28 protein-coding genes are annotated in these 25,692 nt (G+C 72.4%); 16 read left to right on the top strand and 12 right to left on the bottom strand.

Features of this window, described 5'->3' with window-relative positions; genetic code table 11:
• Positions 1-295, bottom strand: a 295-nt coding sequence (locus ACIBEJ_RS23450; RefSeq protein WP_397184910.1) for a carbohydrate-binding protein, incomplete at its 3' end; no start/stop codon positions are given.
• A gap of 163 nt (positions 296-458) precedes the next feature.
• On the opposite strand from ACIBEJ_RS23450, the gene ACIBEJ_RS23455 reads away from it, so the two are divergent.
• The gene (locus ACIBEJ_RS23455) at positions 459-1,199 is read left to right on the top strand and encodes an HAD family hydrolase (RefSeq protein WP_397184911.1); all 741 of its coding nucleotides are present in this window, start codon (positions 459-461) and stop codon (positions 1,197-1,199) included.
• Here ACIBEJ_RS23455 and ACIBEJ_RS23460 read toward each other — a convergent pair.
• On the bottom strand, positions 1,147-2,367 hold the full coding sequence (locus ACIBEJ_RS23460) for an ROK family protein (protein ID WP_397184912.1): 1,221 nt from the start codon (positions 2,365-2,367) through the stop codon (positions 1,147-1,149). The genes ACIBEJ_RS23455 and ACIBEJ_RS23460 overlap by 53 nt on opposite strands.
• A gap of 38 nt (positions 2,368-2,405) precedes the next feature.
• Between ACIBEJ_RS23460 and ACIBEJ_RS23465 the strand changes: the two genes are divergently transcribed.
• Positions 2,406-3,020, top strand: coding sequence for an HAD-IA family hydrolase (locus ACIBEJ_RS23465; RefSeq protein ID WP_397184913.1), 615 nt, complete (start codon positions 2,406-2,408; stop codon positions 3,018-3,020).
• 49 nt (positions 3,021-3,069) lie between these two features.
• Here ACIBEJ_RS23465 and ACIBEJ_RS23470 read toward each other — a convergent pair whose 3' ends face one another.
• On the bottom strand, positions 3,070-4,011 hold the full coding sequence (locus tag ACIBEJ_RS23470) for an NmrA/HSCARG family protein (RefSeq protein ID WP_397184914.1): 942 nt from the start codon (positions 4,009-4,011) through the stop codon (positions 3,070-3,072).
• A 98-nt stretch (positions 4,012-4,109) separates the two neighbouring features.
• On the opposite strand from ACIBEJ_RS23470, the gene ACIBEJ_RS23475 reads away from it, so the two are divergent.
• On the top strand, positions 4,110-4,604 hold the full coding sequence (locus ACIBEJ_RS23475) for a MarR family winged helix-turn-helix transcriptional regulator (RefSeq protein WP_397184915.1): 495 nt from the start codon (positions 4,110-4,112) through the stop codon (positions 4,602-4,604).
• On the opposite strand, the gene ACIBEJ_RS23480 is transcribed toward ACIBEJ_RS23475, so the two are convergent.
• On the bottom strand, positions 4,605-5,243 hold the full coding sequence (locus tag ACIBEJ_RS23480; protein WP_397184916.1) for a class I SAM-dependent methyltransferase: 639 nt from the start codon (positions 5,241-5,243) through the stop codon (positions 4,605-4,607).
• A 176-nt stretch (positions 5,244-5,419) separates the two neighbouring features.
• Here ACIBEJ_RS23480 and ACIBEJ_RS23485 point away from each other — a divergent pair, with 176 nt between their 5' ends.
• Complete coding sequence (locus tag ACIBEJ_RS23485) at positions 5,420-5,608, top strand: hypothetical protein (protein WP_397184917.1); 189 nt, start codon at positions 5,420-5,422, stop codon at positions 5,606-5,608.
• A 17-nt stretch (positions 5,609-5,625) separates the two neighbouring features.
• Positions 5,626-6,030: a RidA family protein gene (locus ACIBEJ_RS23490; protein ID WP_397184918.1), complete on the top strand. Its 405-nt coding sequence runs from the start codon at positions 5,626-5,628 to the stop codon at positions 6,028-6,030.
• Here the strand turns inward: ACIBEJ_RS23490 and ACIBEJ_RS23495 are convergent.
• The 3 genes from ACIBEJ_RS23495 to ACIBEJ_RS23505 all read right to left on the bottom strand — a co-directional run bounded on the left by ACIBEJ_RS23495 (position 6,027) and on the right by ACIBEJ_RS23505 (position 7,535).
• Positions 6,027-6,815: an SAM-dependent methyltransferase gene (locus tag ACIBEJ_RS23495; RefSeq protein WP_397184919.1), complete on the bottom strand. Its 789-nt coding sequence runs from the start codon at positions 6,813-6,815 to the stop codon at positions 6,027-6,029. The genes ACIBEJ_RS23490 and ACIBEJ_RS23495 overlap by 4 nt on opposite strands.
• Before the next feature lie 59 nt (positions 6,816-6,874).
• On the bottom strand, positions 6,875-7,255 hold the full coding sequence (locus ACIBEJ_RS23500) for a TetR family transcriptional regulator C-terminal domain-containing protein (RefSeq protein WP_397184920.1): 381 nt from the start codon (positions 7,253-7,255) through the stop codon (positions 6,875-6,877).
• 121 nt (positions 7,256-7,376) lie between these two features.
• Complete coding sequence (locus tag ACIBEJ_RS23505; RefSeq protein ID WP_397184921.1) at positions 7,377-7,535, bottom strand: hypothetical protein; 159 nt, start codon at positions 7,533-7,535, stop codon at positions 7,377-7,379.
• Between ACIBEJ_RS23505 and ACIBEJ_RS23510 the strand changes: the two genes are divergently transcribed.
• Together ACIBEJ_RS23510 and ACIBEJ_RS23515 are read left to right on the top strand one after the other, a co-directional pair.
• Entirely contained in the window at positions 7,534-8,481 is a 948-nt protein-coding gene (locus ACIBEJ_RS23510) for an agmatine deiminase family protein (protein ID WP_397184922.1), read from the top strand. The genes ACIBEJ_RS23505 and ACIBEJ_RS23510 overlap by 2 nt on opposite strands.
• A gap of 26 nt (positions 8,482-8,507) precedes the next feature.
• Positions 8,508-8,993 (top strand): pyridoxamine 5'-phosphate oxidase family protein, encoded by a 486-nt coding sequence (locus tag ACIBEJ_RS23515; RefSeq protein ID WP_397184923.1) that lies wholly within the window; start codon positions 8,508-8,510, stop codon positions 8,991-8,993.
• A 2-nt stretch (positions 8,994-8,995) separates the two neighbouring features.
• Here ACIBEJ_RS23515 and ACIBEJ_RS23520 read toward each other — a convergent pair whose 3' ends face one another.
• Positions 8,996-10,378: a serine hydrolase domain-containing protein gene (locus tag ACIBEJ_RS23520; protein WP_397184924.1), complete on the bottom strand. Its 1,383-nt coding sequence runs from the start codon at positions 10,376-10,378 to the stop codon at positions 8,996-8,998.
• A 104-nt stretch (positions 10,379-10,482) separates the two neighbouring features.
• Here ACIBEJ_RS23520 and ACIBEJ_RS23525 point away from each other — a divergent pair, with 104 nt between their 5' ends.
• From ACIBEJ_RS23525 to ACIBEJ_RS23540, 4 genes are all read left to right on the top strand, one after another.
• The gene (locus ACIBEJ_RS23525; protein WP_397184925.1) at positions 10,483-11,190 is read left to right on the top strand and encodes a TetR/AcrR family transcriptional regulator; all 708 of its coding nucleotides are present in this window, start codon (positions 10,483-10,485) and stop codon (positions 11,188-11,190) included.
• Between the two features lie 258 nt (positions 11,191-11,448).
• Complete coding sequence (locus tag ACIBEJ_RS23530) at positions 11,449-12,120, top strand: GPP34 family phosphoprotein (protein WP_397184926.1); 672 nt, start codon at positions 11,449-11,451, stop codon at positions 12,118-12,120.
• Between the two features lie 20 nt (positions 12,121-12,140).
• Complete coding sequence (locus tag ACIBEJ_RS23535) at positions 12,141-13,607, top strand: APC family permease (RefSeq protein ID WP_397184927.1); 1,467 nt, start codon at positions 12,141-12,143, stop codon at positions 13,605-13,607.
• A gap of 23 nt (positions 13,608-13,630) precedes the next feature.
• Positions 13,631-14,215: a GNAT family N-acetyltransferase gene (locus ACIBEJ_RS23540; RefSeq protein WP_397184928.1), complete on the top strand. Its 585-nt coding sequence runs from the start codon at positions 13,631-13,633 to the stop codon at positions 14,213-14,215.
• A gap of 6 nt (positions 14,216-14,221) precedes the next feature.
• Here the strand turns inward: ACIBEJ_RS23540 and ACIBEJ_RS23545 are convergent, their stop codons facing one another.
• Positions 14,222-14,914, bottom strand: a complete 693-nt coding sequence (locus tag ACIBEJ_RS23545; protein ID WP_397184929.1) for an SDR family NAD(P)-dependent oxidoreductase — start codon at positions 14,912-14,914, stop codon at positions 14,222-14,224.
• A gap of 96 nt (positions 14,915-15,010) precedes the next feature.
• On the opposite strand from ACIBEJ_RS23545, the gene ACIBEJ_RS23550 reads away from it, so the two are divergent.
• The 3 genes from ACIBEJ_RS23550 to ACIBEJ_RS23560 all read left to right on the top strand — a co-directional run bounded on the left by ACIBEJ_RS23550 (position 15,011) and on the right by ACIBEJ_RS23560 (position 18,811).
• Positions 15,011-15,391 (top strand): winged helix-turn-helix transcriptional regulator, encoded by a 381-nt coding sequence (locus ACIBEJ_RS23550; RefSeq protein WP_397184930.1) that lies wholly within the window; start codon positions 15,011-15,013, stop codon positions 15,389-15,391.
• A 76-nt stretch (positions 15,392-15,467) separates the two neighbouring features.
• The gene (locus tag ACIBEJ_RS23555) at positions 15,468-16,094 is read left to right on the top strand and encodes an isochorismatase family protein (RefSeq protein WP_397184931.1); all 627 of its coding nucleotides are present in this window, start codon (positions 15,468-15,470) and stop codon (positions 16,092-16,094) included.
• Between the two features lie 35 nt (positions 16,095-16,129).
• Positions 16,130-18,811 carry an AAA family ATPase gene (locus ACIBEJ_RS23560; RefSeq protein ID WP_397184932.1) on the top strand — a complete coding sequence of 894 codons (2,682 nt, stop codon included), beginning with the start codon at positions 16,130-16,132 and terminating at the stop codon, positions 18,809-18,811.
• A 73-nt stretch (positions 18,812-18,884) separates the two neighbouring features.
• Here ACIBEJ_RS23560 and ACIBEJ_RS23565 read toward each other — a convergent pair whose 3' ends face one another.
• The 3 genes from ACIBEJ_RS23565 to ACIBEJ_RS23575 all read right to left on the bottom strand — a co-directional run bounded on the left by ACIBEJ_RS23565 (position 18,885) and on the right by ACIBEJ_RS23575 (position 20,880).
• Positions 18,885-20,015: an MFS transporter gene (locus tag ACIBEJ_RS23565; protein WP_397184933.1), complete on the bottom strand. Its 1,131-nt coding sequence runs from the start codon at positions 20,013-20,015 to the stop codon at positions 18,885-18,887.
• A 90-nt stretch (positions 20,016-20,105) separates the two neighbouring features.
• The gene (locus tag ACIBEJ_RS23570) at positions 20,106-20,543 is read right to left on the bottom strand and encodes an iron chaperone (protein WP_397184934.1); all 438 of its coding nucleotides are present in this window, start codon (positions 20,541-20,543) and stop codon (positions 20,106-20,108) included.
• 40 nt (positions 20,544-20,583) lie between these two features.
• On the bottom strand, positions 20,584-20,880 hold the full coding sequence (locus ACIBEJ_RS23575; RefSeq protein ID WP_397184935.1) for a hypothetical protein: 297 nt from the start codon (positions 20,878-20,880) through the stop codon (positions 20,584-20,586).
• Between the two features lie 104 nt (positions 20,881-20,984).
• Here ACIBEJ_RS23575 and ACIBEJ_RS23580 point away from each other — a divergent pair, with 104 nt between their 5' ends.
• Together ACIBEJ_RS23580 and ACIBEJ_RS23585 are read left to right on the top strand one after the other, a co-directional pair.
• Complete coding sequence (locus ACIBEJ_RS23580) at positions 20,985-22,199, top strand: helix-turn-helix domain-containing protein (RefSeq protein WP_397184936.1); 1,215 nt, start codon at positions 20,985-20,987, stop codon at positions 22,197-22,199.
• A gap of 192 nt (positions 22,200-22,391) precedes the next feature.
• Positions 22,392-25,688 carry a S8 family serine peptidase gene (locus tag ACIBEJ_RS23585; protein WP_397184937.1) on the top strand — a complete coding sequence of 1,099 codons (3,297 nt, stop codon included), beginning with the start codon at positions 22,392-22,394 and terminating at the stop codon, positions 25,686-25,688.
• Positions 25,689-25,692 lie beyond the last annotated feature (4 nt).

Raw genomic sequence — 25,692 nt, forward strand, 5'->3', positions numbered from 1 at the left:
TGCCGGGGACCGAGGGTGCGGTCGTGTCACCACCGCCGCCGCCCGTGGTCTTCCACAGGGCGCCGACGTTGGGCGGCTCCCAGCCGGGCTGGGAGGTGTGGCTCTGGCGGCATTCGTACTCGACGCCGTTGTAGGTGACCCGGGTGCCTGTCGTGTAGGCGGTCCACGGCGCCCATTCGGCGAAGGCCACCTGTGTGGTACTGCTGGCGCTGTAGGCCATGGGCGGGGCGACCACCGCTGCGCCGAGTGGCAGGAGTAAGGCCGCCAGGACTGCGAGTGCCTTGCGATGCTTCATGGTGCTCCGACATCCGATGCTTGGGGGGTGGGATGAAGAGAAGCGTCAGAAACTCTTAGGAAAGTTTCCTTTTAATTACATGCGACGTTAACCCCTGCCCGCCAGGTCGTCAATATCTGGATCAGAGGCGTCGGGGGCTCCAGGCTTCCGTATCGTGTCCGGAATGATCCGCGCCGTGGTGATTGACGTCGACGACACGCTCTGCCTCACCGAGGCGGCCTGCTTCGACCTCGAGAACGAGGTCCTGGCACTGATCGGCGCTGCGCCGATGTCCCGGGCCGCGCACCTGGCCACCTGGGGACAGCCGCTGCTGGAGGCGATGCCGCTGCGCTCGCCCGGGGTCGACCTCGCCGCCTTCTCCGCCGCCTACCCTGCCGTGCTGCGCGCGTACGTGGAGGACGGGCGGCTGGACGTCGTGGCCGGCGAGAACCTCGGCGCGCTCGACGCGCTCACCGCCCAGGGCCGCGCCCTCATGCTCCTGACCTCGCGCACGGAGACGGAGGTCGAGCACCTGCTCGCGCCCGGACACGCGCTGACCGGCCGCCTGGCCGCCGTCTACCACGCGGGCAACATGCGCCACGCCAAGCCCGACTCCCGCGCCTTCGACGAACTCCTCGCCGCCACCGGCCTCGAACCCCGCCAGTGCGTGTACGTCGGCGACTCACCCGGTGACGCCCAGGCCGCCAACGGCGCGGGGCTGCGGTTCGTCGCCTGCATGCAGAGCGGCGTCAGGCGGCGCGAGGACTTCGCCGCCTATGACGTCGACGCGTTCATCGACGCCTTCCCCGAGGTGGTGGAGGTGGTGTCCCGCCTGGAGGCCCCCGCGGACGGCACCGCTCCCGCGTCCACGCCTATCGGGGGCGACGCTCCCGGGCCCATGCGGCCAGCGCGGACTCGCCCGTGACCTGGTCGAGGCCGACGGCGGCGGCGCCGTTCAGCGCGCCGGCGTCACCGTGGCGGGCGTCGAGCACCGCGGGCGGCCGTGCTCTGAGGAAGGTCATGAGGCCGTCGGTGTAGGCGGCGTCGAACGCGGTGGGGTTGGCGGCGCGCAGTGGCACGGCCAGGCCGCCGAGGGTGACGAGCTCGGGGTCGTGCGCGTTGACCAGCCCGGCGATGCCCGACCCCAGTGCGGCCACGACGCTCCCGACCGCCCGGCGCGCGGCGGCGTCGGTCCGGTCGAGGACGGTGCGGGTGAAGGTCCGCGGGTCGGCGGGCGGCGGTTCGCCCAGGTGGCGGGCCAGGGCGCGGCCGTCGACCTCCAGATCCCAGCAGCCTCGGGCCCCGCACGGGCACCTCAGGCTCCGGTCCCCGAAGGGAAGGTGGCCGAACTCGCCCCCGGCACCGCCCTGGCCCGGGACCGGCCGCCCGTCGTGGATGAGCGCGCCACCGATGCCGACCTCGACCAGCAGGTGCAGCGCCGTCCCAGCCCCCGCCGCACATCCGGTACGCGCCTCCGCCACCCCGGCCAGCGTGGCATCGTTGCCCACCAGCAGCGAAACACCCCCACCGCCCCCGGGCTCGTCCGCGTCCCCGCTGTTCCCGGCGAGATCCACGAGATCGGTGAGATCGGCCAGGTCTTCCGGGCTCCAGTCGAGTGTCGCGGCCTGGACCAGGCGGCCGCCGCTGACCACGCCCGGTACGGCCACGGAGATCGCGCGCACCCGGTCGGGGAAGCGTCGTCGTGCCCGTTCGACCGCCTGGCCGAGTCTGCCCAGCACGAGGCGGGGGTCGCGGGTGTCGTGACGGGCGGATTCTAGGATGCGCACCTGTCCGTCCACCGCCGCCACGGCGCACCGCCAGTCCTCCTGGCGCAGGTCGGCCACCACGACCATCGGCCCACGCGGGTGGGGGCGCAGCAGCGTGGTGGGCCGGCCGCGACCCGAGGCGGGGGCCGGGGCCTCGTCCAGCAGGCACAGTTCGCGCATCCTGGCGGTGATCTCGGTCGCGGAGCCGGTGCTGAGGTCCAGCCGCTGGGCGGCTTCGGCTCTGGTGATGCCCGGCTCCCGCCGTACCAGCGCCAGCAGGTCGGCCGCGCTGCGCCACCGTGCCCTTTCCGATCGATCACGTGCCATGTCATTATCCTCGTACAACGAGGATATTAGGAGCAACCATGAACCTGACGGATGTCGAAGCCGTCCTGCTCGACATGGACGGCACGCTGGTGGACACCGACCGGTCGGTCGAGCGCGCCTGGACGTCGTGGGCGCTTGAGCACGGGCTGGAGCCCGAGGAAGTGCTGGCGATCGCGCACGGCAGGCCGGGCGAGGTCACGGTGCGGCGGCTGCTGCCCCACCTGGACGAGGCCGCGGCCGACGCCTCGACGGCCCGCCTCCAGGCCATCCAGCATGCCGACATGTCCGGCATCGTGCCGGGGGTGGGCGCGGCCGCGCTGCTGGCGACGCTGGAGCGGCGGGGGCTGCCGTGGGCGGTGGTCACCAGCGCCGACGCCAGGACGGCCAAGGCGTCGCTGGCCATCGCGGACATCGCCCCGCCGCTCCTGCTGACCTTGGACGACGTGACCCACGGCAAGCCCGACCCCGAGGGCTACCTGACCGCCGCCGCCCGGCTGGGCGTGGATCCGGCCAGGTGCCTGGTGGTCGAGGACACCGCCCCGGGCGTCGCGGCGGGCAAGGCCGCGGGCGCCGTGGTGGCCGCGCTCAAGGGCGTCCCCGCCGACCTCGCGATCGACGATCTGGAACGGCTGGCGGCCCTGCTCGGCGCCTAGATCCTGCCGAAGGCGCCCCTCGCAACCCACGGCCGGCCCTGTTCGGCGGTCAGATCCGGCTGAAGGCTTCCTTGTGGTTCTCCAGCCAGGCGGGGAACGACAGTAGTCCTGGGTTGAGGCGGCGGAGCAGGGCGTCGTCGATCGTGCCCAGGAGGTCCTGTTCGGCGGCGGCGAAGTAGGTGAGCATGTTCGCGACCTCCTCGGCCCCGGGCGCACCCGAGGCGCGGATCGCCTCGGGGCTGATCGGCTGGTAGGTCACCGGTTCGCCGAGCGCCGTGGTGAGCGCCTCGGCGTACTGGGCTCCGGTCAGGGTCGATCCGGCCACGCTGACGACCTCGCCGGCCATCGCCGTACCCTCGCGGAAGATCCCGTACGCGGTCCTGCCGACGTCCTCGGCCGCCTGGGCGGGGACGCGCGCGGAGCCGAAGCCGAGCGCGAGGACAAGTTCGCCCCGCTCGTTCCTGCTCGGGGCGAAGAGGCTGGTGAACGCCTCGTAGTACACCGAGGCCCGCAAATACGTGGTCGGCACCCCCGACGCGGCGAAGAACCGGTCGCCGTCGGCCTTGGAGTCGGCGTGCGGCACCCGGTACGCGTCGCCGGGCGGGAAGTAGGGCCGTGTGTCGGCGAGCGTCGACCAGATCACGTGCCGGAGCCCCGCCTCACCGGCCGCCCGCGCGGCGTTGGCCGCCTGCGCCAGTTCCATCTCGGCGGGCGTGCGCGCCTGCTGCTGCTCCGGGGTGCGCGGCTCCCAGAAGTTCGTCATGACGTACGCCCCATGTGCCCCCTCGAAGGCACGAAGCAGGCCGGCCGGAGCGTCGAGATCGGCCTCGACCACCTCCGCGCCCAAGGCGGCCAGTTCCTTGGCCCGTTCGGAGCCGGGGTCGCGCGTCAGCGCCCGTACCGCGAACTCCCCGGCCGGATCGCCCAGGATCGCCCGCGCCAGGCCGCCACCCTGGGCCCCCGTCGCACCCACAACCGCGATGACCTTCACCACTCGTCTCCCTCACACTTCAAGCTTGAACTCTGTTGATGACTTCAAGATTGAAGTGTGAGCGGCCGTCGCGTCAACCCGGCCATAGGATCGAAGGCGTGCAGCAACCCGCGAACGGCCCCGCCGAGCAGCCCCGATGGCTGGACGGCACCGAGCTGGAAGCCTGGATGGCGCTCGCCGAGCTCATGGTGAAACTGCCCGCCGCGCTCGACGCCCAGTTGCAGCGCGACGCCGAGCTGACCATGTTCGAGTACTTCGTGCTGTCGGCGCTGTCCATGGCCCAGGGCCGGACCATGCGGATGAGCGCCCTCGCCGCGATCGTCAACGGCTCGCTGTCCCGCCTGTCCAACGTGGTCAAACGCCTCGAACAACGCGAGTGGGTACGCCGGGAGCGCTGCCCCGACAACGGCCGCTACACCAACGTGGTGCTGACCGAGGCCGGATGGGACCTGGTCGTGGCCAGCGCCCCCGGCCACGTCGCGGCCGTCCGCCACTTCATCTTCGACGTCCTGACCGCCGAGCAGGTAGCGGCCCTGACGCAGATCGGCCGCCGCATCGGCCAGCGCGTCGACCCCGATCCGCAGTGGCCCTGATCAGCCGCGCACGGCGGTGACGTAGTAGATCATCGGGCTGAGCTCGCCCTCGCCGTCGACCCGGAAGCCCGCGTCGGGGATCAGGTCGCCGAGCAGATCGCGCGGGCTGTGCCGCATGGCGGGCCCGCTCAGCACGCCCACGATCCGCCCGGCCACCGGACCAGTCGGCGGCCGGAACTCGGCGATGAGCAGCCGCCCGCCGGGACGCAGCACCCTGAACATCTCCCGTACGGCGGCGCCGCGCAGGTCGGCCGGGATGTGGTGGACCGCGAGCGTCGACATGACCACGTCGAACGAGCCGTCCGGCAGGGCCAGCGCCTGCCCCTCGCCCACCAGGTAGGAGCAGTTGCGCGGGGCGCGCGAGCGGGCGTGCTCGACCATCGCCGGCGAGGGGTCCACGCCGGTCACCTCGGCCGCGATCGGGGCGAGAATCCTGGTCAGGTAGCCGGTGCCGCAGCCCACGTCGAGCACCCGGTCGCCGGTCCGCACCCCGGACCTGGCGGCCAGGCGGGTGAACACCTCGCGCCGCCGGCCCAGGAACCCGATCGCGGCGCCCACGCCGTACGCGCGGGGGCGGTCGATCGTGCCGCCGTGCTCGGCGTGTTCCTCGTGCCGGTGCAGAAGCTTGCCCAAGCCCATGATGGCCTCCATCGTCGAACAGCATGTTTCTGGCGGTGTCAGGGCAATGAAGACTTATGCCCGGCTGTGCCGTACCCGAACACCGGGGAGGTCCGGGCGGAGCTGCAGCCAGCACCACCACGAGGGGGCAGGCAGCGGCATTTCCTCCCCGGCGAAGCGCTTCCTAGAGTGGCGGCATGAACGACCCCCGCCGCCTGGCCCTGTGGATCGGCTTCCTCGTCTCGGCCGCCGTCAACGTGATCGGCAACTCGATCGGCAGGAGCACCGGAGGCGCCGCCCAGGTCGTCGGCCTGGTGGCCGGGGTCGCCTGTGTCGGCTTCGTCGCGGCCCTGATCATCCACCACTACGCCGGTCGCCGCCCTTGATCGCATAGAGTGCCGCCATGGCATTGGAGTCCGTCAACCCCGAAGAGCTCGAGCCGCCGGAGACCTACAGCCACGTCGTGATCGCGACCGGCACGCGGATGGTCTTCGTCTCCGGGCAGGTGGCCGAGGACAGATCCGGAAATCTCATCGGGTCTGGCGACATGGCGGTCCAGGCACGCCAGGTGTTCGCGAACATCGGCCACGCGCTCGCCGCCGCCGGCGCCCGTCCTGACCAGGTGACGAAACTGACGATCTTCGTGGCCGGGTACCGGCGGGAGCACCTCGCGCAGATCGAGGAGGGCAGGGTCGCGTTGTTCGGCGACCACAAGCCCGCCGACACGCTGGTGGGGGTCGCCGCGCTGTCCAGGCCCGAGTACCTGCTGGAGGTCGACGCGGTGGCCGTCGTCGACGAACCTTCCTAGGTTTTACGGCCTGCCGCGGCGTACATGTTGGTGGCGACGTCGGGCAGGGGCGGGTCGCCGGGGTCGGGGCGCCAGCGGGGCATCGGGACGACGCCGGGTTCCAGGAGTTCCAGACCGGTGAACAGGCGTTCCACCTCGGCCCGGGTGCGCAGGTACATGGGGATGCCGCGGTCGGTGTACTCGCGCGCCAGCCGTTCCGACTCGGGGGCCAGGTCGGCGGTGGGGATCGTGACGGCCAGGTGGCTGCCGGGAGGCAGCGGGTCGAGCAGGGTCTCCACCAGGTCCTGGGCGTCGCGCACGAACTGCAGCATGGCGATGACCGTCAGCGCGACCGGCCGGGACAGGTCGATCACCTCGTGCAGGGCCGGATCGCCGAGCAGCGCCCGCGGTGAGCGCATGTCGGCCTGGATGTAGACGGTACGGCCCTCGGGCGTGCCGGCCAGCAGGGCCCGCGCGTGCGCCAGGACGATGACGTCGTTGTCCACGTAGACGATCCGCGACTCCGGGGCGCTCTCCTGGACGACCTCGTGCAGGTTGGGGGAGGACGGGATGCCGGAACCGATGTCGACGAACTGCCGCAGGCCCGCGCCGGCGAGGTGGCGGGCCATCCGGTGCATGCAGGCCCGGTTGGCCAGCATCGAGGTACGCAGGCCCGGCCAGTCGGCCAGCACCTTGGCCGCGGTCTCCCGGTCGGGGGCGAAGTTGGCCCGGCCGCCCATGATGTAGTCGTAGACCCGCGCCGAGTGCGGCCGGTCGTTCTGCAGGTCGATCGGAGTGTCTGGCATATCCGGATTCCGCCTTCCGGGTCGTGGTCTCCTGCCCCCCACTCAAGATCCACCATAGTTCAGGGAGCTTCCTGCCTCGGGCCGAGTTCCGCGACGACGGCGCCCTTCACCAGTTCGCGGGCGCGCTCCAGGGTCGCCGACCCGCTGAGCCAGCGCTCGCTCACGCCTTCGACCAGGGCGGTCAGCCGTTCCGCGACGTCGAGCGGATCGGCTCCGGCGGCGGCCAGCCCCGCGGCCCGCGCCTGCCCGACCAGCCCGGCCACGTCGTCGGCCCAGGCGCGCGTCGAGGCGTTGAGCGGCTCGCGCAGGCCGGGGTTGAAGACGGCGCTGGCGCGCAGTTCGCCCCAGGCCGCGCTGTTCTCCCGGACCGCGGGGATGTCCTGCAGTTCGAGGAGCAGGAGCAGTTCGAGCTGTTCGCGCGGGTCCTCGCCGAGCTCCATGGCCTCGTCGGTGTAGCGGCCGGCCCGCTCGCTGACGAACTAAATCTTCAGTCGATGAGCACGATAGCACTGACTGAATTTTCAGACAGGGTGGGGGCACTGAGGTGCGGATATCTCGACGTCAGACACTGCGAACGGCGATCCTGGCCGCCATGGGCGGCGCGCTGAGCGCGTGCGGCACGTCCGTGACGGGGGCGGGGGCGGCGAACCAGGGGCCTGCCCCGCGGGCCGCCGGGTGGGTGATGCCGGAGGAGACGCATCCGCACCAGAAGACGTTCATGTCCTGGCCTACCGAGCTGATCTGGGAGTCCGACACCGCGGGGGTGCGCGCGGACATCGCCGGGATCGCCCGCGCCGTCGCCGAGTTCGAGCCGCTGGTGCTCCTCGCCAACCCGGGTGACGTCAAGGCCGCCCAGCGCGCCTGCGGCTCCCAGGTCGAGGTGGTGCCGATCCCGGTCGACGACCTGTGGATGCGCGACACCGGCCCCACGTTCGTGCTCAGGGGCAAGGAACTGGCCGGCGTCGACTTCAACTTCAACGGCTGGGGACGCAAGCAGGAGCACGCGCGGGACAAGGACGTCGCCCGCCGGATCCTGGCCAGGGAGCGCGTACCCAGGATCCAGGCGCCGATCGTCGGAGAGGGCGGCTCGATCGAGGTCGACGGCGCGGGCACGCTGATGGCCACCGAGAGCTCCCTGGCCAACGACAACCGCAACCCCGGCAAGAGCCGGGCCGACATCGAGCGCGCGCTGACCGAGACCGTCGGCGCGACCACGTTCATCTGGGTCGAGGGCATCAAGGGCAAGGACATCACCGACTACCACGTCGACGCCCTCGCCCGCTTCTCCGAGCCCGGCGTCGTGGTGATCAGCACCCCGCCGGAGGACGCTCCCCAGGACGTCTGGAACGCCGCCTACAAGCAGGCCCGCAAGGTGCTGAACACGGCCGTCGACGCCCGCGGCAAGCGGCTGGAGCTCGTCGAGCTGCCCGAGCCGGTCGACATCGGCCGCCGCGGCGAGGGCTTCCTGGCCACCTACGTCAACTACTACGTGGTCAACGACGGCGTCATCCTGCCCCGCTTCGGCGACGGGAAGGCCGACAGGGACGCCGCCGCCGTAGTCGCCGACCTCTACCCGGGCCGCGAGGTCGTCCAGGTGCCCGTGGACACCCTCGGCGAGGGCGGCGGCATTCACTGCGCCACCCAGCAGATGCCCAGGCCGAGCTGACCCGGTGATCGCCTACGTTGGTGACCATGACAGAGAAGACTGAGCTCCGTCCTGGACAGGGCCCCGGACCCCGGGCCATCACCGAGGAGGAGGCGCTGGGCATCCTCGGCGGGCAGCGGTTCGGGGTGCTGGCGACCTTGAAGGGCAGCGGGCAGCCGCATCTGGCCTCGATGGTCTTCGCCTGGGACCCCGTGGAGCGGATCGTCCGGGTGCCGTCGGTCGACGGCCGGATCAAGGTGAAGCACCTGCTGAAGGACCCTCGGGCGACCTTCCACGTGCAGGGCGAGACGCCGCTGGCCTACGCCGTGGTGGAGGGCGCGGCGGAGCTCTCCGAGGTGGCCGCCGAGCCGGGCGACGCCACGACCCGGGAGTTGCTGCCGATCTTCGGGATCACCGATCCGGCCGACGAACAGGAGTTCTTCGAGCGGATGGTGCGTGACCGGCGGGTGGTGATCAGGATCAGGGTCGCACGGATCTACGGCGTGGCCCTGGACGGCGCCGTGGCGCCCTAGGGTCAGGAAGCCTTCACCGCGACCCGCATGCCGACCTGCACGTACGGCCGGCCGTCCGGCAACCTGGCGCACACCACGGGCCAGCACTCCTCCCCGGCCGGCATGCCCACGGCGGCGAACACCGTGCTCGCCGCCGTGCGCGAGACCGGCACCAGATCGGCCTCCATCGGCGGGGCCAGATGCCGCATCTCCTCGACGAACTCGTAGCGGAGCCGGCCGCCGCCGTCGGCGCCCCTGGTGATGGTGGTGACGACCCCGGCCCGGGGATAGGTGCCCAGCAGCGGCTCCAGGTCCACCTCCGGCGGGTTCGCCGGTGGGGCGAAGGGCGGCGGCAGCCGTACCCCTGCCAGCTCGCCGAGCAGTTCGGCGAACAGCTCTGCGTACAGGCGGCCGGCCGCCCCGCCGTTGGCCAGCAGCGCGACCGCCACGCCCGCGTGCGGGACCACGCGCAGGAACGAGAACTGGGAGACGGCGCTGCCCTCGTGGCCGAAGCCGGGGGTCCCGTCCCAGTCGTACAGGGTCCAGCCCAGGCCCCAGCCGTCGGCCGACATGGACCATTTGTCCAGGCTGTCGGCCTCGCGCCGCCGCATCGCGGCGACCGCGCCGGCGTTCAGCACGCGGGCGCCGCCGGGCGCGAGCCCGCCGTCCAGGTGCATCCTGGCGAAGCGCACGACGTCACCGGCCGAGACGATCACCCTCCCGTACGGCCCCGCCGAACGCGGCATCACGTCCCAGAGCGGCGCCGGTTCCGGATCCTCCCCGACGTGGCCCATCGCGGCGCGGAAGCGCAACGCCTCCTCGGGCAGCGTCATCGAGTGCTCCAGCCCCAGCGGCTCGAACACCCGCTCCCTGAGCGCCCGGTCCCAGGTGCCGCCGGTCAGCACCTCGACCATCCGGCCCAGCACCACGTACCCGGAGCTGCCGTAGGACAGCACCGAGCCGGGCGGGCAGTCCAGCGGCACCTCGCGCAGGGCGCGGACGTACCGGGCCAGGCAGTCGTCGCCGCGCCCCGAGTCGTACATGAAGTCGTTGGTCATGCCGCCGGTGTGCGACAGCAGCCGCCTGGCCGTGATCGCCCGGGTGGCGTCCGGGTCCGGGGTGCCGAACTCGGGCAGCACGCTCGCCACGGGCGCGTCCAGGTCCAGCTCGCCCGCGCCGGCGAGCTGCATCACGAGGGTGGCGGTGTAGACCTTGGCCAGCGACCCGGCCAGGAACACCGAGCCGGGCGTCGCGGCCACGCCGGTGCCGCGGTGGAGCAGGCCGCCGGCCAGCTCGTGGACGTCGCCGCCGGTCAGCACGGCCAGCGTCGCCCCTGGCACGCGGTGGGCGGCGCGCAGCTCGTCGAGCCTGGCCTGCCACCGGTCGGTGTCGAAAGGGGATGTCATGGCTGCCTCCGTACAGTGTGCGGTGTCCGAACACTGTACGGAGTGAGATGGGTGTGCGCAAGCCGTACACTGTGCGGAGGGAGTGCGCGAGGCGAGGAGAAGGCATGAAGGAGCTGTCGGTGTGGACCCGTCCGCGCCCCCAGCGGCGCGAGCAGCCGGCGCTGAGCCGCGAGCAGATCGTCGCCGCCGCGCTCGAACTGCTGGACGCCGAGGGCATCGACGCCCTGAGCATGCGCAAGCTGGGCACGCGGCTCAAAGCCGGCGCCACCTCCATGTACACGCACGTGGCCAGCAAGGAGGAACTGCTCGAACTGGTCGTGGACGAGGTCTACGGCGAGGTCGAGCCGCCGGTGCCGGGAAAGGACTGGCGGGCGGCCATCACCCGGTACGCGCGCGGCGTGCGCGCGGGGCTGCTGCGCCATCCCTGGATCGGGTCCGTGCTCGGCGAGGCGGGCGTCGCCTACCTGGGGCCGAACGTGCTGCGGCTGTCGGAGAGCACGCTCGCCGTGTTCGAGGCGGGCGGTTTCTCCCTGGAGGGGGCCGACCGGGCGCTGAACACGGTCATGGCCTACGTCATCGGCCGGGCGACCAGCGAGGCCGCGTGGCTGACCCGGCTGGCGCGCAGCGGGCAGAGCGAGCAGGAATGGGCGGAGCGCCTGTGGCCCGCCGCCGAGCGGGCCGTCGGCGCCTACCCCAGGCTGGCCGCCCTGTACGCCGCCCAGCGCGGCCAGGACCAGCGAGAATCCCGTGACCGGGAGTTCGAGGAGGGGCTGGAATGTGTCCTGGACGGCCTGGAGACCCGGCTGCGGTGACCGCAAGTCCCATTTGACCGGGCTGAATAGCCCATCGCCCTCATAGTGGCCTCATAAGCTGCGAGCTTGGCATAGAACCCCACGTAAACCGCCATCTCCGCTAACGGAGAGACATATCGTGATTTATGTTCATGCCGATACGTCTGAAGAGTCAAGTGATGCTTGACGCCTTGTGTGTGTATTCACCATGATCGGCCGGGTTGGAAAAATGCGGATTTGCGGGCTGGCAAATCCCGACAGGAGGCCCCTGAATGGATCATGGCACCCCGACCTAGCCTTCCGCTGGCCGATGATCTGTTCCTGGTCGCCTGGGACGTCACCATTTCCGGCCAGCCCCGCCTGCACCCGCACGGCATCGCCCTCGCGCTGGCAGGAGCGCTCCTGGGCGAGCTGGTGTTCGCCGGGCGGCTGGCCGTACGCGAGGAGCAGCTCGCCGTCGTCGGCAGGGGCGCCGTGCAGGATCCCCTGGCCGCGGGCGTGCTGGCGGAACTCCTCGCCCACCCGCAGCACACCTCCATCCCCACCTGGCTGGCCTACCTGGAGAGCCAGTCCACCACGCTGGTCGCCGACCGGCTCATCGGCGGCGGCCTGCTCGTCCGCGAGCAGCCCCGCCTGCTGAAGAACCGGCAGAGCCGCTACCGCTACGCCTCCCGTGCCGTCTTCGCCCGCGCCGCCTGGCCGCCGGAGCGGCTGCGCGGCTGCCTGGTCTCCCACCGGCCCGTCCCCGACCAGGACATGATGCTCCTCGCCCTGGTCGACGCCTGCGGCCTGACCCCCGTGCTGCTGAACGACCCCGACATGCGCCGCAGCGGCGAGGCGTACCTGGCGACCGTGGTGCGCGCGCTGCCCACGCCGCTGACCGTCCTCGCCCGCCAGGTACGCGCCGCCGTCGGCAACGCCGTCCTCACCTATCGCACCCGCCGTCTCTGACCTCCTGGAAAGGAACCCCCGTGACCCAGCATCGCCACCCCCCAGGCGACCGGATCACCGCCGCGCTGGCCGCCAACCGCCTGGGCGTGCCCGCCGTCGCGTTCTTCGTCCTGTCGGCCGCGGGGCCGCTCAGCGTCATCGCCGGCGTGGTGACCACCGGCTACGCCGTCACCGGGATCACCGGCCTGCCCATCGCGTTCCTCGTGGTCGGCGCGGTCCTCGCGCTGTTCGCCGTCGGGTACGTGGCCATGGCCCGCTACATGGCCAACGCCGGGGCGTTCTACACCTACGTCACCCACGGCCTGGGCCGCCCGGCCGGAGTCGCCGCCGCCTGGGGCGCGCTGCTGGCGTACAACTCCATCCAGATCGCCCTGTACGGCGTGTTCGGTGCCGCGTCCGTACCGCTGCTGGCCGCCTGGCTCGGCGTCACCGTGCCGTGGTGGGTCGTCGCGCTGCTGGCCTGGGTCCTGGTCCTCGTGCTGGGCCTGTCCAGGGTCGATCTCAACGGCCGGGTGCTGGCCGTGCTGCTGACCGCCGAGATCGGCGTCATCCTCCTGTTCGACCTGGCCGACCTGCTGAACCCGGCGGGGGCGTCGCTGGCCTGGGAGGCGCTGTCGCCGGCCGCGTTGTTCTCGCCCGGGATCGGGGCGCTGCTGGTCATCGCCATCCTGGGGTTCGTCGGGTTCGAGGCGGCCGTGGTGTTCTCCGAGGAGTCGCGGGAGCCGCGCCGTACCATCCCCGCGGCCACCTACCTGTCCGTCGCCGTGATCGCCGGCGTCTACGCGCTGTCGTCGTGGGCCATGCAGGTGGCCATCGGGCCCGCCAACGTCGCCGCCGTCGCCCGCCGCGACAGCGCGGAGACCATCTTCGTCCTCGCCGCCGACCACATGGGCGGCGTGATCGCCACCATCGGCCGGGTCCTGTTCATCACCAGCACCTTCGCCGCCATGCTCTCCTTCCACAACACCAGCGCCCGCTACCTGTTCGCGCTCGGCCGCGAACGCGTGCTGCCCGAGGTGTTCGGCCGCACCACCGCCCGCACCGGGGCGCCCAAGACCGGATCCATCGCCCAGAGCTGCCTCGCCCTGCTGGTCGTCGCCGTCTACGCGATCCTCGGACTCGACCCGATGGTCCAGTTGTTCTACTTCGGCGGCACGCTCGGCGGCTTCGGCATCCTGGTCCTGCTCACCGTGACCGCGATCTCCGTGCCGATCTACTTCGCCCGCAACCCCCACAACGAGTCCCGCACCCACACCCTCTACGCCCCCGTGGCCGCCGCCGTCATCCTGGTCGTCATGCTCGGGCTGGCCATCACCAACTTCTCCACCCTGCTCGGCGTCCCCGAGGGCGACCCGCTCGCGATCATCCTGCCCAGCCTGTACGGCATCGCCGCCGTCCTCGGCCTGATCTGGGCCTACGTCCTGCAACTCCACCGCCCGGGCGTCTACCTCCAGATCGGCCAGGGCGCCAAGGCCGTCGCGTCCTGACACCCCCGAAAGGAACACACCCCGTGTCCGAGTCCCGAGTCGTCCAACGGGCCGCCTACACCGACGTCGAGCAGGTGGCCGGCCTGGTCGGCACCGCCTTCGCCGGTCTGGGGGTCGTGGCGTACATGATCCCCGACCCCGAGCGGCGCGCGCCGGTCATGTCCGCCTGGGCCGCCATCCTCGTCGAGGACGCCCTCAAACACGGCCACATCGACCTCATCACCGGCGAGTCCGGGCTGCTGGGGGCCGCCGTCTGGTTCCACCGCGAGGAGCCCGTGCCCGCGCCGGACGACTACGACCGGCGCCTGGAGGAGGCGGTGGGCGAGCACGTGGAACGCTTCCGCGTCGTGGACGACCTCCTGGAGGAGAACCACCCCCACGCGCCGCACCACCACCTGCTGTTCCTGGCCGTGCGCCCCGACCACCAGAACCAGGGCCTGGGCAGCGCCCTCATGGACCACCACCACGCCACGCTGAACGGCCTGCCCGCCTACCTGGAGTCCGGCAGCCCGGAGAGCACCCGCCTGTACGCCAGGCACGGCTACGTCGAACGCCGCCCGCTCCTGCTGCCGGAAGGAGCGAAGTTCTGGCCCATGTGGCGGCCCTGAGCGGACTCAGGAGCGTCGGGCGACGAGGGCGCGGAAGGCGTCCACGTCGCCGACGACCTCCTCGGCCCGGTCCCGCTGCCGGTACATGCGCAGGTAGCGGGCGCCGACGGCGTCCGGGTCGCCCTCCCCGCCGCCGGGCGCGATGGCGGTGGCGATCGTCATCGTCCCCACGTAGATGCCCTCGGGCCTGAGCTCGGCGTGCAACGCGTGCGCCCAGCTGCGCAGGCCGCTCATCGCCGCGCCCACGTTGGCCAGGAACGGCGCGGGGACCGTCGAGGAGACGCCGGTGGTCAGCAGGATCGCGCCGTCGCCGCGGGCGCGCATGTCCGGCAGCACCCGGCCCACCGCGTGCACGGCGCCGAGCAGGTTCAGCTCCACCTGCGCCGATGCCGACTCCACCGTGGTCGCCGCGGCCCCGGTGATCGGGCCGGTGGGGCTGGGGCCGTACTCGAGGACGTCGACGGCGCCCAGCCGTTCCCGCGCCGCGCCGAGCGCGGCGGACAGGGCGTCGTGGTCGTGGACGTCGGCGGGGAAGGCCGCCGCGCCGATGCCCAGCCCCGTCAGCTCCGCGACCATCGCGTCCAGTTTCTCCGGGGTACGCGCGACGAGCCCGACCTGGAAGCCCGCGCGCCCGAACGCCCGCGCGACCCCCATTCCCAGCCCGGGACCCGCACCCACGACAACCAATGTCTTCGCCATGACCTGCTCCCTTACTCTTTGTTCGTAGCAGCATGGCCGGTAACTAAAGTGGGGGACAAGACGGCACATCTGTGTCAGTGACGTACACGGAGGTAAGTGTTGGAGACCCTCGACGAGCCCGATCTGACGGCGTGCAGGGAGGTGCTCCAGATCCTGGCGCTGATCGGCGACAAGTGGAGCATCCTGGTCATCGGCCGGCTCCAGGACCGCACCCTGCGCTTCGGCGAGCTGCACCGCGCGGTCACCGGCATCTCCCAGCGCATGCTCACCAGGACCCTGCGCCAGCTCGAACGCGACGGCCTGCTCTCGCGCCACGTCCATCCCAGCGTGCCGCCGCGGGTCGACTACGCGCTGACCGAGCTCGGAACGACCCTGCTGGACTCCGTCGTCCGCCTCGGCGAATGGGCGCTCACGCACCGCCACGAGATCAACGACAACCGCCGCCGCTACGACGCTTCGCACGACAGCGTCATTTGACGCTAGTGACCGATTCCTGGCTTTCCGACAATCGGCGGTGAGATCCGCTGACACATCGCCGCACAGAAGGACAGCCATGACCAACACCGCGACCGAACTCACCATCGACAACTCCGCGGTGGTCCTCATCGACCACCAGCCCTGGGTCGCCTCGATGCTCCAGACCGACGGCAACGCCCTGCTCGACAACGTCACCCTGCTGGCCCGCGCGGCCAAGCTGCTGGAGGTGCCGACTGTGCTGACCACGGTCGGCGCCGAGGGCGGGCCGCTGCCCGACCCGATCTTCACGCAGATCAGCGACGTCTTCCCCGACATCACCCCGATCGACCGCACGACGACGGCCGCGTGGTCGGACCCCGACGTGCGGGCCGCCGTCGAGGCCACCGACCGCAGGAAGCTGATCATGGCGGGCCTGTCCACCGAGGTCTGCCTGGCCCAGACGGTCCTGGCCGCGCTCAAGGACGGCTTCGAGGTCTACTTCGCCAGCGACTGCTCGGCGGGCGTCACCGTCGAGGGCCACGAGGACGGCAAGGCCCGCATGATCCAGGCCGGCGCGGTGCCGATCAACGTGTCGGTCGTGATCAGCGAGTGGACCCCCGACTACACCTCGCCGGAGCGCGCGCTTCTCACCGAGCCCATGATCAGGCACGGCGGCACGATCTCCATGGCGGTCCAGTACGTGATGGCCCAGAACAAGGCGTGACCCTCCCGCCCGCTCGCCGGGTACCGTGGAAGGCGATGATGCTCGGCCGTACGGAGGAGCGGGAACTGATCGCGGCCTTCCTCGATCAGGCGTCCTCCGACGGCCGCGCCCTCGTCCTCGTCGGCGAGCCGGGCATCGGCAAGTCCACGCTGCTCGACGCGGCGGCCGCGACGGCCTCGGCCGCCGGTCGCCGCGTCCTGCGCGCCGAGGGCGTGGAGTTCGAGGCGGAGGGCGCCTTCTCCGGACTGAACCAGGCGCTCCTGCCGCTGTCCGCCGAGATCCGCGACCCCGCGCTGGCCGCCGCGCTCGACCTCGGCCGCGCCCACCGCCCGCCGCCCGACCTCATGGCCGTGGCCGCCGCCACCCTCTCCCTGGTACGGCAGGCCGAAGCCGTCCTCGTCGTGGACGACCTGCAATGGCTGGACCGGTCGAGCGCGGTGGTGCTGAGCTTCGTGGCCCGGCGCCTGTCCGGCTCCCGGGCCGGGTTCCTGGGCGCCGCCCGTTCCGAGACACCCGGCCACTTCGACCACGGCGCCCTTCCCACGCACGAGCTGCCCCGCCTGGACGACGAGGCCGCCGGCGAACTCCTGCGCGCCCGCTACCCCCTGCTCGCCCCCCGGGTGCGGACCCGCCTGATGGCCGAGGCGCAGGGCAACCCGCTGGCCCTGCTGGAGCTGGCCGGCTCCTTACGCGGCCGGCAGGCGTACCCGCGCGCGACCGACCACGCCGCCCGCCCGCCGCTGCACCGCGTCCAGGCCCTGTACGCCTCCCGCGTGGCCGACCTCCCACCGCCCACCAGGACCCTGCTGCTGCTCGCGGTGCTCGACGGCACCGGCGACCTCGGCGTCCTGCGCGCCGCCTCGGGCGACGACGAACTGCTGGGCCTGGCCCCCGCCGAGCGGGCGAACCTGGTCCAGATCGACGAGGACGCCCCGCGCCTGCTCTTCCGCCACCCGCTGATCCGCTCCGGGATCATGGGCGCCTCGACCGCCCGCGAGCGCCGCCAGGCCCGCCTCGCCCTCGCCGAAGCGCTGGCCGACCGGCCCGACCGCCGTGCCTGGCATCTGGCGGAGGCGGCGACCGGGCCCGACGAGGTGGTCGCGGCCCTGCTGGAGACGGTCGCCGACACGACACTGCTCCGGGGCGACGCGCCGGCCGCGGCGGCGGTCCTGCGCAGGGCGGCCGAGCTGAGCCCGCAGCGCGCCGGCCGCGCCCGCCGCCTGTCGCGGGCCGCCTACGCCGAACGCTTCGCCGGTGACCGGCGCGACCTCGGCCTGCTGCTCAGCGAGGCCAGGCGGGCCGATCCCGCCTCGGGTGAGGCGCTGGAGGCGGCGGTCGCCGCCGCGTACCTGCTGCTGACCGAGCAGGGCGACGTCGACGCCGCCTTCCACCACCTGCTCGGCGCGCTCGACGCCGGCGACGCGAAGGGCGAGGTGCTCGCCGACGCGTACCAGACGCTGCTGTACATCTGCTGGTTCGCCGGCCGTCCCGAGCTGTGGGAGCGGTACGAGGCCGCGCTCGACCGTCCCGGCCTGCCGCAGACCCTGGTGCGCTGCACGGGCTTCTACGCCGACCCCGCCCGCGCCTCGGCCGCGGACCTGAGCTGGCTCGACGCCGAGATCGGCGCCCTGTGCGAGACCGGCGAACCCGCCGACGTCATCAGGATCGCCGACTCGGCGATCTTCCTGGACCGGCTCGGCGGCTGCAGGCAGGCCCTGTGGCAGATCGTGAACGAGGGCCGCGCCGGCGGCGGAAGCACCTCCACGCACACCGCGCTGATCGCGCTGGCGATCGACGACTTCTTCTCCGGCCAGTGGGCGCAGGCCGACGAACTGCTCGGCGAGCTGCTCTCGCTGTCGCGGGTGCTCGGCTACCGGATGGTGTGGCCGGCCCAGCACGTCCAGGCGCTGCTGGTCGCCGCCCGCGGCGACTTCGACCGGGCCAGGACGCTGACCGACGAGATCGCGCGCTGGGCCGAGTCACGCGGCATGCACCAGGCCCGCTGGTACGGCCGGCACGCCCGCACCCTCGCCGCCCTGGGCGAAGGCGACTTCGAGTACGCCTTCCTCCAGGCCGGCGCCATCAGCCCGCCCGGCGAACTGGCCCGGCACGTCCCCCTCGCCCTCTGGGCCGCCATGGACCTGGTCGAGGCGGCCGTCCACACCAACCGGCACGCCGAGGCCGAGGCGCACGTGCGCGCGATGCGTGAGGCGGGCCTCGCCGAGCTGTCGCCCCGGCTGGCGATGACCGTGACGGCCTCGGCCGCCATGGTCGCCCCCGACTCGCGGGCCTGGCCGCTGTTCGAGCGGGCGCTGGCGGTGCCGGGGGCGGACCGCCGGCCGTTCGAGCTGGCCCGGGTGAACCTGGCCTACGGCGTGCGCCTGCGCCGCGCCCAGTCGCGGGCCAAGGCCCGCGAGCACCTGACGGCGGCGCTGGACACGTTCCAGTGGCTCGGCGCGCAGCCGTGGGCGGTCAGGGCGGGCAACGAGATCCGCGCCACCGGCCGGACCACCTCGCGGGGCAAGGCTCCTTCGACGCGGCTCACCCCGCAGGAACACCAGATCGCCACGCTCGCCGCCGCGGGCCTGACCAACAAGGAGATCGGGGAGCGGCTCCGGCTGTCCCACCGCACGGTCAGCTCGCACCTGCACCGGATCTATCCCAAGCTCGGCATCACCACCCGTACCGCTCTGAACGCCGTCCTTCCGGGGGCTTAGGCAGGAGCGCGTCCAGGGCGTCGCGTAGGGCGGCCCTGGAGGACGCGGGACGGCTCGGCCCGTCCGGGATCCGTCAGGGACGCGCGGCAGGACCCGCTCGGTGGGCCGCCGCCGAGGCCGTCGCCAGCAGGGCGAGGCCCAGCAGCGCGGCGGTCACCGACCCGGCGTCGAACAGCCGCCCGACCACCAGCCCGCCCGCGAAGGCCACCAGACCGGACAGGAAGGCGTACATGCCGTTGTAGACGCCGACCCGCCCCTCCGGCGCGCGGCCGACGATCGTCTGGAAGGCGGCGGGCGTGGTCAGCCCGTTGCCCAGCCCGTTGAACACGGCCGCCGCCACCAGCACCGCGACCTCCCAGCCGGCCAGCAGGGGGTAGGCGGCCAGGACCACGTAGCCGGCCCCGAGGCAGAGCATGCCGCTCCGCATCACCCAGGGGCGCGCGGCCCTCCTGGCCACGAGCGGCTGGACGCCTGCCGTCGCGACGGCGACCGTACAGAAGAAGAGGGTGGTCAGACCGGCGTCGCGGACGCTCAGCGGCACCACGGACACGGTCTGGCTGACCAGCAGTGTCCCGGGCGCGGTGACGAGGGCGAAGCGCAGGTACGGGCGGTCGCGCACGACCTCGGCCACGCCGCGCGCCAGCATGAGGCCCTGGGCCTTCCCGTCGGGGCCGCCCCACCCGCGCAGCGTCCAGAACAGCGCCGCCGACACCGCCCAGGCGGTCGCCGCCGCGCCGGCCACGAGCGTGAAACCGCCGCCCAGCAGGAGCAGCCCGACCGGCGGACCGGCGACCGCGGCGATCTGCCCGGTCACCACGTACGTGCCGAAGCCCTTGGGCCGCACCTCACCGGGCAGCCTGGCCAGTAAGGTCTGGGCGGCGGGGTGGAACAGCGCCCCGCCGATCGCGAGCAGCAGGGCGGCGGCCACGAACCCGCCGAGCTGGTCGGCCAGCCCGAGCAGGGCGAACGCGCCGACCCTGAACACGCACGCCACCGCCCCCGCCAGGCCGGGACCGATCCGGTCGACCAGCCAGCCGAAGGGCAGGAACAGCGCGTACTGCAGGCCCACCCGCAGCCCGAGCACCAGCGCGATCGTGCCGGCGAGCAGCCCGACGTCGTCGCGCAGGTGTGTGACCAGGTGGGCCATGACCGCGTAGTAGCCCAGCGAGGCGGCCAGTTGCACGCACACCACGGCCGCGATCACGCGACGACCCGAGACGACAGGCGCGGCGGCCGATGACGTACGCAGCAAGATCACCAAATCCGGGGAGGGGAGGTCCCGAGGATACCGGGCTCAGCCGGCGGCCCGCTTCACCAGCGCGGTGATCCGGTCCTCGACCTCGGGGGTCATCTCGGTCAGCGCGAAGGCGGTGGCCCACATCGGGCCCTCGTCCAGCTTCGCGTCCTCGCTGAACCCGAGCGTCGCGTAGCGGGTCTTGAACTTGGCCCGGCCCTGGAAGAAGCAGACGATCTTGCCGTCCAGGGCGTACGCCGGCTGGCCGTACCAGAGCTTGGGGGCGAGGGACGGGGCGGCGGCCGTCACGAGGGCATGGACGCGCTCGCCCAGGGCCCTGTCGTCGTCCGGCATCTCGGCGATCTTCTCCAGGACGTCCTTCAGCGCCTCCGCCGCCTTGTCCGCCTTCGTGCTGCGCCGTGCCGCCTTCTTCATCTCCGTCGCGTGGTCCTTCATCGCGGCCCGCTCTTCGGCCGAGAATCCCTCGTACGTGCTCATCACAGATCTCCTTCGTGAACCGGACTATGGAAAGGTACCGTCAGACCTCGTCGACGACCTGACCGTTCAGGGCGGTGGCGTCCTTGGTCAGCGCCATGGTCAGCGGGGCCTCGGGGAAGTTGGGCAGGTCGGCGAAGGCGGCGCCCATCTGCGGGGCGCTCTCCCAGTGCCAGGTGTCGCTGTAGGTGCCGTCCTCCAGCCTGACCAGCACCGCGTGGGTGAGTCCCGGGTGGGCCTCGCGGATGGTGGCGATCAGCGAGCCGCGCCGGGCCAGGAACTCCTCGAGGTCGGACTCGGCGACGGAGTAGCGGTGGGCGCGTACGACGGAACGGTTCATCTGTGCTCCTAGGTTGTTTCCTGCGTGTGAGAACAGACTGGGCGCCCGCGTTAATACATCCGCTGTGCGTCGACTATGCATGTTCGAGCGCCTAGATTCATCACGTGCGCACCCCACACGCATCCGCCCTGGCCGGTCGGCGATTAGGCGAGGGGCTGCGGGAGCTCAGGCTCCGCGCAGGGCTGACCGGATACCAGTTGTCGGAGAAGATCGGCATCAGCCAGTCCTACGTCTCGCGCATGGAGACCGCCCGCTGCCGGGCCAGTCCCGAGGTCGTGCGCAGATGGCTGGACGCGACCGGAACCAGCGAGGCCGAGCGCGAGGACCTGCTGTCGCTGGCCACCTCCCTGCGGACCACGGGCGGAAGACCCGCCGCGCCACCGGGCGTGCTGGGCACCGTCGGGCTCACCGAGGCGGAGGAGCGGCTGTGGCTGGCGCTCGTCGACCAGCCTCCGCTGACGCTCACGCAGGTCCGCTCGCTGGCGGGCGCCGCCGCCCGCGCCGTGCTCTCCTCCCTGGAGGACAAGGGCCTGGTGGTACGGCTGGCCGGCCGACCGGCCCTCTACACCGTCACCGCCCCCGACGCCGCCCTCAGCTCCCTGGTCCAGGCGAAGGAGGAGCAGTTGCGGCAGGTCAGGCTGCTCACCGACGAGGCGATGCGGCGCTACCGCTCCGGCGGGCGCGACCGGGGGCCCGAGGACGTGGTGGAGATCGTCCGCGGCTCTGAGGCCGTGGGCCTGCGCTGCGGCCAGATCAACAGTGCGGCCACGTCGCAGATCTGCGGGCTGAGCCGCCCGCCGTACCTGATCTCGCCGGAGCTCGGCCGCTTCCGCCCGCTGCCGGAGGGCGTACGGCTGCGCACCGTCTACGACGCCTCGGCCATGGAGTCGCCCGAGCGGATGGCCTGGATCGAGGAGCGCGTCAGCCACGGCGAGCAGGCGCGCGTGGGCAACGTGCCGGTCAAGCTCCAGCTCAGCGACGACCGCGTGGGCTTCATCCCGCTGCACCACCCGGCCACGCCGGACGCGGTCATCGTCGTGCACTCCTCGTCGCTGCTGGTGGCGATGCGCACCCTGTTCGAGCTGATCTGGGTGTCGTCGGTGCCCATCACCGCGGGCGAGCGCGCGCACGAGACCAGCGCGGAGCACCGGCAACTGCTCGGCTACCTGGCCGCCGGGATGACCGACGCGGCGACCGCCCGCCGCCTGGGCTGGCACGTCACGACCGTGCAGCGCAGGATGCGCGCGCTCATGGCCGAACTCGGCGTCAGGACCCGCTTCCAGGCGGGCCTCCAGGCCGCCAAGCGGGGCTGGATCTGAGCGCTGCCGCATTTACAGCATTGCTGGGAACCCGGTCTTCACAGGTCCCTGCCACGTGGTCAAGATCGCATTGACATCAGTCAGGGATCTCGCGTGAGCCTCGGTGGGTGACCGCACAGCGGCGTGCGGCGCCCATGCTGCCATCTCGGGCGTTCATGTCCCTGATTTCCCCGCCCGAAGGGAAGCCGCACGATGCGCACACCCCTCAGAACGGCCGCCGCCGTGGTACTCGCCGCCACGCTCGGCCTGTTACCGTCGCCTGCGAGCGCGGCGGAACCTGTCATCACCGCCAAACCCGTCAGCGAGGCCGGCAAGTCCGCCAAGTCCGTCACCCTGGTCACCGGCGACCGGGTCACCCTTTCGCAGGACCGTGAGGGGCGTACCGTCGGCGCGGTCTCGCGCGGGCCGGGACGGGAGAAGATCCGCTTCTCCGCCAGGACCGTCGAGGGCCACCTGCGCGTGGTGCCGTCCGACGCCGCGCCGCTGCTGGCCGCGGGCCGGCTCGACCCTCGGTTGTTCGACGTCACCGCGCTCGCCGACGCGGGCTTCGACGACAGGGCGACGAACGAGATCCCCCTGATCGTCACCGGCAACCCCACGTCGCTGGCGCGTGGCTCGGGCTCGCGCGTGACGCACAATCTGGGCAGTATCGGCGCGGTGGCGCTCGAACAGCCCAAGGCCGAGGCCACGTCCCTGTGGCAGCGCCTCGCCGCCGCCGGGAAGGGCACGAAGGTGTGGCTCAACGGCCGCAACGAGGTGGTGGACGAGGGCTCGAACGCGCAGATCGGCGTCCCCGCCGCCCGCGCCGCCGGGTACGACGGCACCGGCGTGTCGGTGGCCGTCCTCGACACCGGCATCGACGCGAACCACCCGGACCTGTTGAGCGTCCTGGGCGAGAGCGTGGACTTCACCGGCAGCCCCGACGGCGTGAAGGACACCGTCGGGCACGGCACCCACGTCGCCTCGATCATCGCCGGCACCGGCACGGTCACCGCGGCCAACGCCGGCGTCGCCCCGAAGGCGAAGGTCCTGGTCGGCAAGGTGTGCCAGACCCGCTTCTGCGAGGACGCCGACATCATCGCCGGCATGCAGTGGGCGGCCGGCAAGGCGAAGATCGTCAACCTCAGCCTCGGCTCCAACTTCGGCACCGACGGCACCGACCCGCTCTCGCAGGCGGTCAACAACCTGACCGAGGAGACCGGCACCCTGTTCGTGGCCGCGGCGGGCAACTCCGCACGGCCCGGCACCGTGGGCGGCCCCGCCGCCGCGAACGCGGCGCTCGCGGTGGGCAGCGTCGGGCGTACCGACCAGGTCAGCGGCTTCTCCAGCAAGGGCCCGCGGGTCGGCGACGACGCGGTCAAGCCGGACATCGCCGCCCCCGGCGAGGACATCGTGGCGGGCCGGGCCGAGGGCACCGGCATGGGCACCCCGGCCGGGCCGTACTACACCGCCGCCAGCGGCACCTCGATGGCGGCGCCGCACGTCGCCGGCGCCGCCGCGCTGCTGGCACAGGCCCACCCGGCCTGGACCGCCGCCCAGCTCAAGGCCGCGCTCATGAGCACGAGCGCGCCGGTCGGCGGGCAGTCGGTGTTCAACGTCGGCGCCGGCCGCGTGGACGTCGGCCGCGCCGTCACCCAGCAGGTGTACGCCGACGGCAGTCTGAGCTTCGCGAGGCTGACGTGGCCGCACAGCGCCAGCGAGCCGGTCACCAAGAACGTGACCTACACCAACGCCGGCTCCGCCCCCGTCACGCTCGACCTCACGATCACCGGCAGCGACGCCTTCGAGACGGCCTCGGCCACGCTCACCGTCCCCGCCGGCGGCACCGCGACGGCGCCGGTTACCCTGACTCCGGCGAAGGTCCCCTCGACCGGCGGCTCCCTCAGCGCCAGGCTCGCCGCGAGCGCCGCGGGCGTCTCGGTTCAGACCGCGCTGGGCGTCAGCGCCGAGCCCGAGTCGTTCACGATGCGCGTCTCCCTGACCGACCGCGCCGGCAAGCCCGCCGACGGCGAGCTGGAGCAGGAGGTGTTCATCAACGCGCTCACCCCGGGCGGGACGAACGCCTCCCCGCGCGTGGTCGACGGCGTCGCCACCGTACGCCTGCCCAAGGGCGACTACCACGTCCACGCCTTCACCGCGACCGCCGCCGACGCCGGGGCCAGCCTCACGTTCGAGGTCCAGAGCCGGGTCGCGCTCGACGCCGACAAGTCGCTCACCTTCGACGCCCGCCGCGGCGCCAAGTCGGCGATCACGGTCGCGGACCGGCCGGAGGCGACGCAGGACAAGCACACGCTGTTCTACGTGCTGCGCATCGGCAACAGCAGGGGCACCGGCTTCACCACCCTCACCGCCGGCGACGAGCTCTACGCCGTGCCGACCACCGTCGCCGAGGGGACCGGGCTCGAGTTCGGCCTGTTCTCCGAGCTGCAGTCGCCGCCCGGCGCCGCCCGCCCGTACCGGTACTACGCCACCGGCGCCCTGCCCTCCAACACCATCCCCGCCGACCCGTCCTGGCGCGTGCGCACCCGCGACCAGGCCCGCTTCAACGTCGCCTTCCAGGCTCAGGGGGTTCCGGCCGACTCCCGGTTCGCCCGCCTGGCGTACTTCCTGCCGGGTCAGTCGGCCGCGTTCGCCCCGTACTCGGAGGTCAGCATGCCGAGTTCGCGGACGGACTACCTCTCCGCGCAGGGAGACTGGACGGGGGCCATGAACTTCCAGCGCCCGGCGGGCCAGCCCGTCGCGGGCCCGTTCGGCTTCGCGCTGTCCATGACCGGCAAGCCGCAGGCGGGCAAGACGGTCGCCGAGTACTGGAACCGCGCGGCGGTCGGCCCGTCCCTGGCCCTGGCGCCCAACCACGGCTCCGGGATCTTCCGCTCCGACGGCGACCTCACCGTGGGCATCCCGATGTTCTCCCCGGCGCAGGCCGGAACCGGCAACTTCGCGCCGTTCCAGTTCATCACCGCGACCGGCGACACCTCGTTGCAGCTCGAAGGCTACGACCCGGTCTCCAGCGGCACACCGGGCATCGCCAGCTTCGGCGGTCTGCCCCCCGAGTCGGCCCGCTACGTCCTGAAGGCCAGCGCCACCCGCACGGACTGGATCCCGTGGTCGACGCTGTCCACCAAGACGGAGGCGAGCTGGACGTTCCGCTCGTCGGAGGGGGACGGCGTGCTGCCGCTCATGTACGCGCGGACCACGGGCCCGTTCGACGAGCTCAACCGGGCCCGCCGAGGACTGTTCCCGATCACCGTGGACGTGCTGCGCCAGCCCTGGTCGACCACCACGGCCAAGGTCACCGGCGTGGGCGTCGAGTACTCCGCGGACGACGGCGTCACCTGGAAGCGGGCGCCCGTGATCAAGGCCGGCGGCTCCTGGCTGGCCGTCGTGCTCAACCCGGCCGGCGGGTTCGTCTCGCTGCGCACCACCACGGCGGACTCCGTCGGTGACCAGCACACCGCGACCGTGATCCGCGCCTACAGCGTCAAGTAGGCGA

Source organism: Nonomuraea sp. NPDC050790 (assembly GCF_044456745.1).
Classification (GTDB): Bacteria; Actinomycetota; Actinomycetes; order Streptosporangiales; family Streptosporangiaceae; genus Nonomuraea.

What these genes read in the sequence shown, in the direction of transcription:
- ACIBEJ_RS23455 (WP_397184911.1), top strand. Translation starts at nt 459, where the DNA reads ATGATCCGCGCCGTGGTGATTGACGTCGACGACACGCTCTGCCTCACC.
- ACIBEJ_RS23460 (WP_397184912.1), bottom strand. Translation starts at nt 2,367, where the DNA reads ATGGCACGTGATCGATCGGAAAGGGCACGGTGGCGCAGCGCGGCCGAC.
- ACIBEJ_RS23465 (WP_397184913.1), top strand. Translation starts at nt 2,406, where the DNA reads ATGAACCTGACGGATGTCGAAGCCGTCCTGCTCGACATGGACGGCACG.
- ACIBEJ_RS23480 (WP_397184916.1), bottom strand. Translation starts at nt 5,243, where the DNA reads ATGGGCTTGGGCAAGCTTCTGCACCGGCACGAGGAACACGCCGAGCAC.
- ACIBEJ_RS23485 (WP_397184917.1), top strand. Translation starts at nt 5,420, where the DNA reads ATGAACGACCCCCGCCGCCTGGCCCTGTGGATCGGCTTCCTCGTCTCG.
- ACIBEJ_RS23490 (WP_397184918.1), top strand. Translation starts at nt 5,626, where the DNA reads ATGGCATTGGAGTCCGTCAACCCCGAAGAGCTCGAGCCGCCGGAGACC.
- ACIBEJ_RS23495 (WP_397184919.1), bottom strand. Translation starts at nt 6,815, where the DNA reads ATGCCAGACACTCCGATCGACCTGCAGAACGACCGGCCGCACTCGGCG.
- ACIBEJ_RS23500 (WP_397184920.1), bottom strand. Translation starts at nt 7,255, where the DNA reads ATGGAGCTCGGCGAGGACCCGCGCGAACAGCTCGAACTGCTCCTGCTC.
- ACIBEJ_RS23510 (WP_397184922.1), top strand. Translation starts at nt 7,534, where the DNA reads ATGTCCTGGCCTACCGAGCTGATCTGGGAGTCCGACACCGCGGGGGTG.
- ACIBEJ_RS23505 (WP_397184921.1), bottom strand. Translation starts at nt 7,535, where the DNA reads ATGAACGTCTTCTGGTGCGGATGCGTCTCCTCCGGCATCACCCACCCG.
- ACIBEJ_RS23515 (WP_397184923.1), top strand. Translation starts at nt 8,508, where the DNA reads ATGACAGAGAAGACTGAGCTCCGTCCTGGACAGGGCCCCGGACCCCGG.
- ACIBEJ_RS23520 (WP_397184924.1), bottom strand. Translation starts at nt 10,378, where the DNA reads ATGACATCCCCTTTCGACACCGACCGGTGGCAGGCCAGGCTCGACGAG.
- ACIBEJ_RS23525 (WP_397184925.1), top strand. Translation starts at nt 10,483, where the DNA reads ATGAAGGAGCTGTCGGTGTGGACCCGTCCGCGCCCCCAGCGGCGCGAG.
- ACIBEJ_RS23530 (WP_397184926.1), top strand. Translation starts at nt 11,449, where the DNA reads ATGGCACCCCGACCTAGCCTTCCGCTGGCCGATGATCTGTTCCTGGTC.
- ACIBEJ_RS23545 (WP_397184929.1), bottom strand. Translation starts at nt 14,914, where the DNA reads ATGGCGAAGACATTGGTTGTCGTGGGTGCGGGTCCCGGGCTGGGAATG.
- ACIBEJ_RS23555 (WP_397184931.1), top strand. Translation starts at nt 15,468, where the DNA reads ATGACCAACACCGCGACCGAACTCACCATCGACAACTCCGCGGTGGTC.
- ACIBEJ_RS23560 (WP_397184932.1), top strand. Translation starts at nt 16,130, where the DNA reads ATGATGCTCGGCCGTACGGAGGAGCGGGAACTGATCGCGGCCTTCCTC.
- ACIBEJ_RS23570 (WP_397184934.1), bottom strand. Translation starts at nt 20,543, where the DNA reads ATGAGCACGTACGAGGGATTCTCGGCCGAAGAGCGGGCCGCGATGAAG.
- ACIBEJ_RS23575 (WP_397184935.1), bottom strand. Translation starts at nt 20,880, where the DNA reads ATGAACCGTTCCGTCGTACGCGCCCACCGCTACTCCGTCGCCGAGTCC.
- ACIBEJ_RS23585 (WP_397184937.1), top strand. Translation starts at nt 22,392, where the DNA reads ATGCGCACACCCCTCAGAACGGCCGCCGCCGTGGTACTCGCCGCCACG.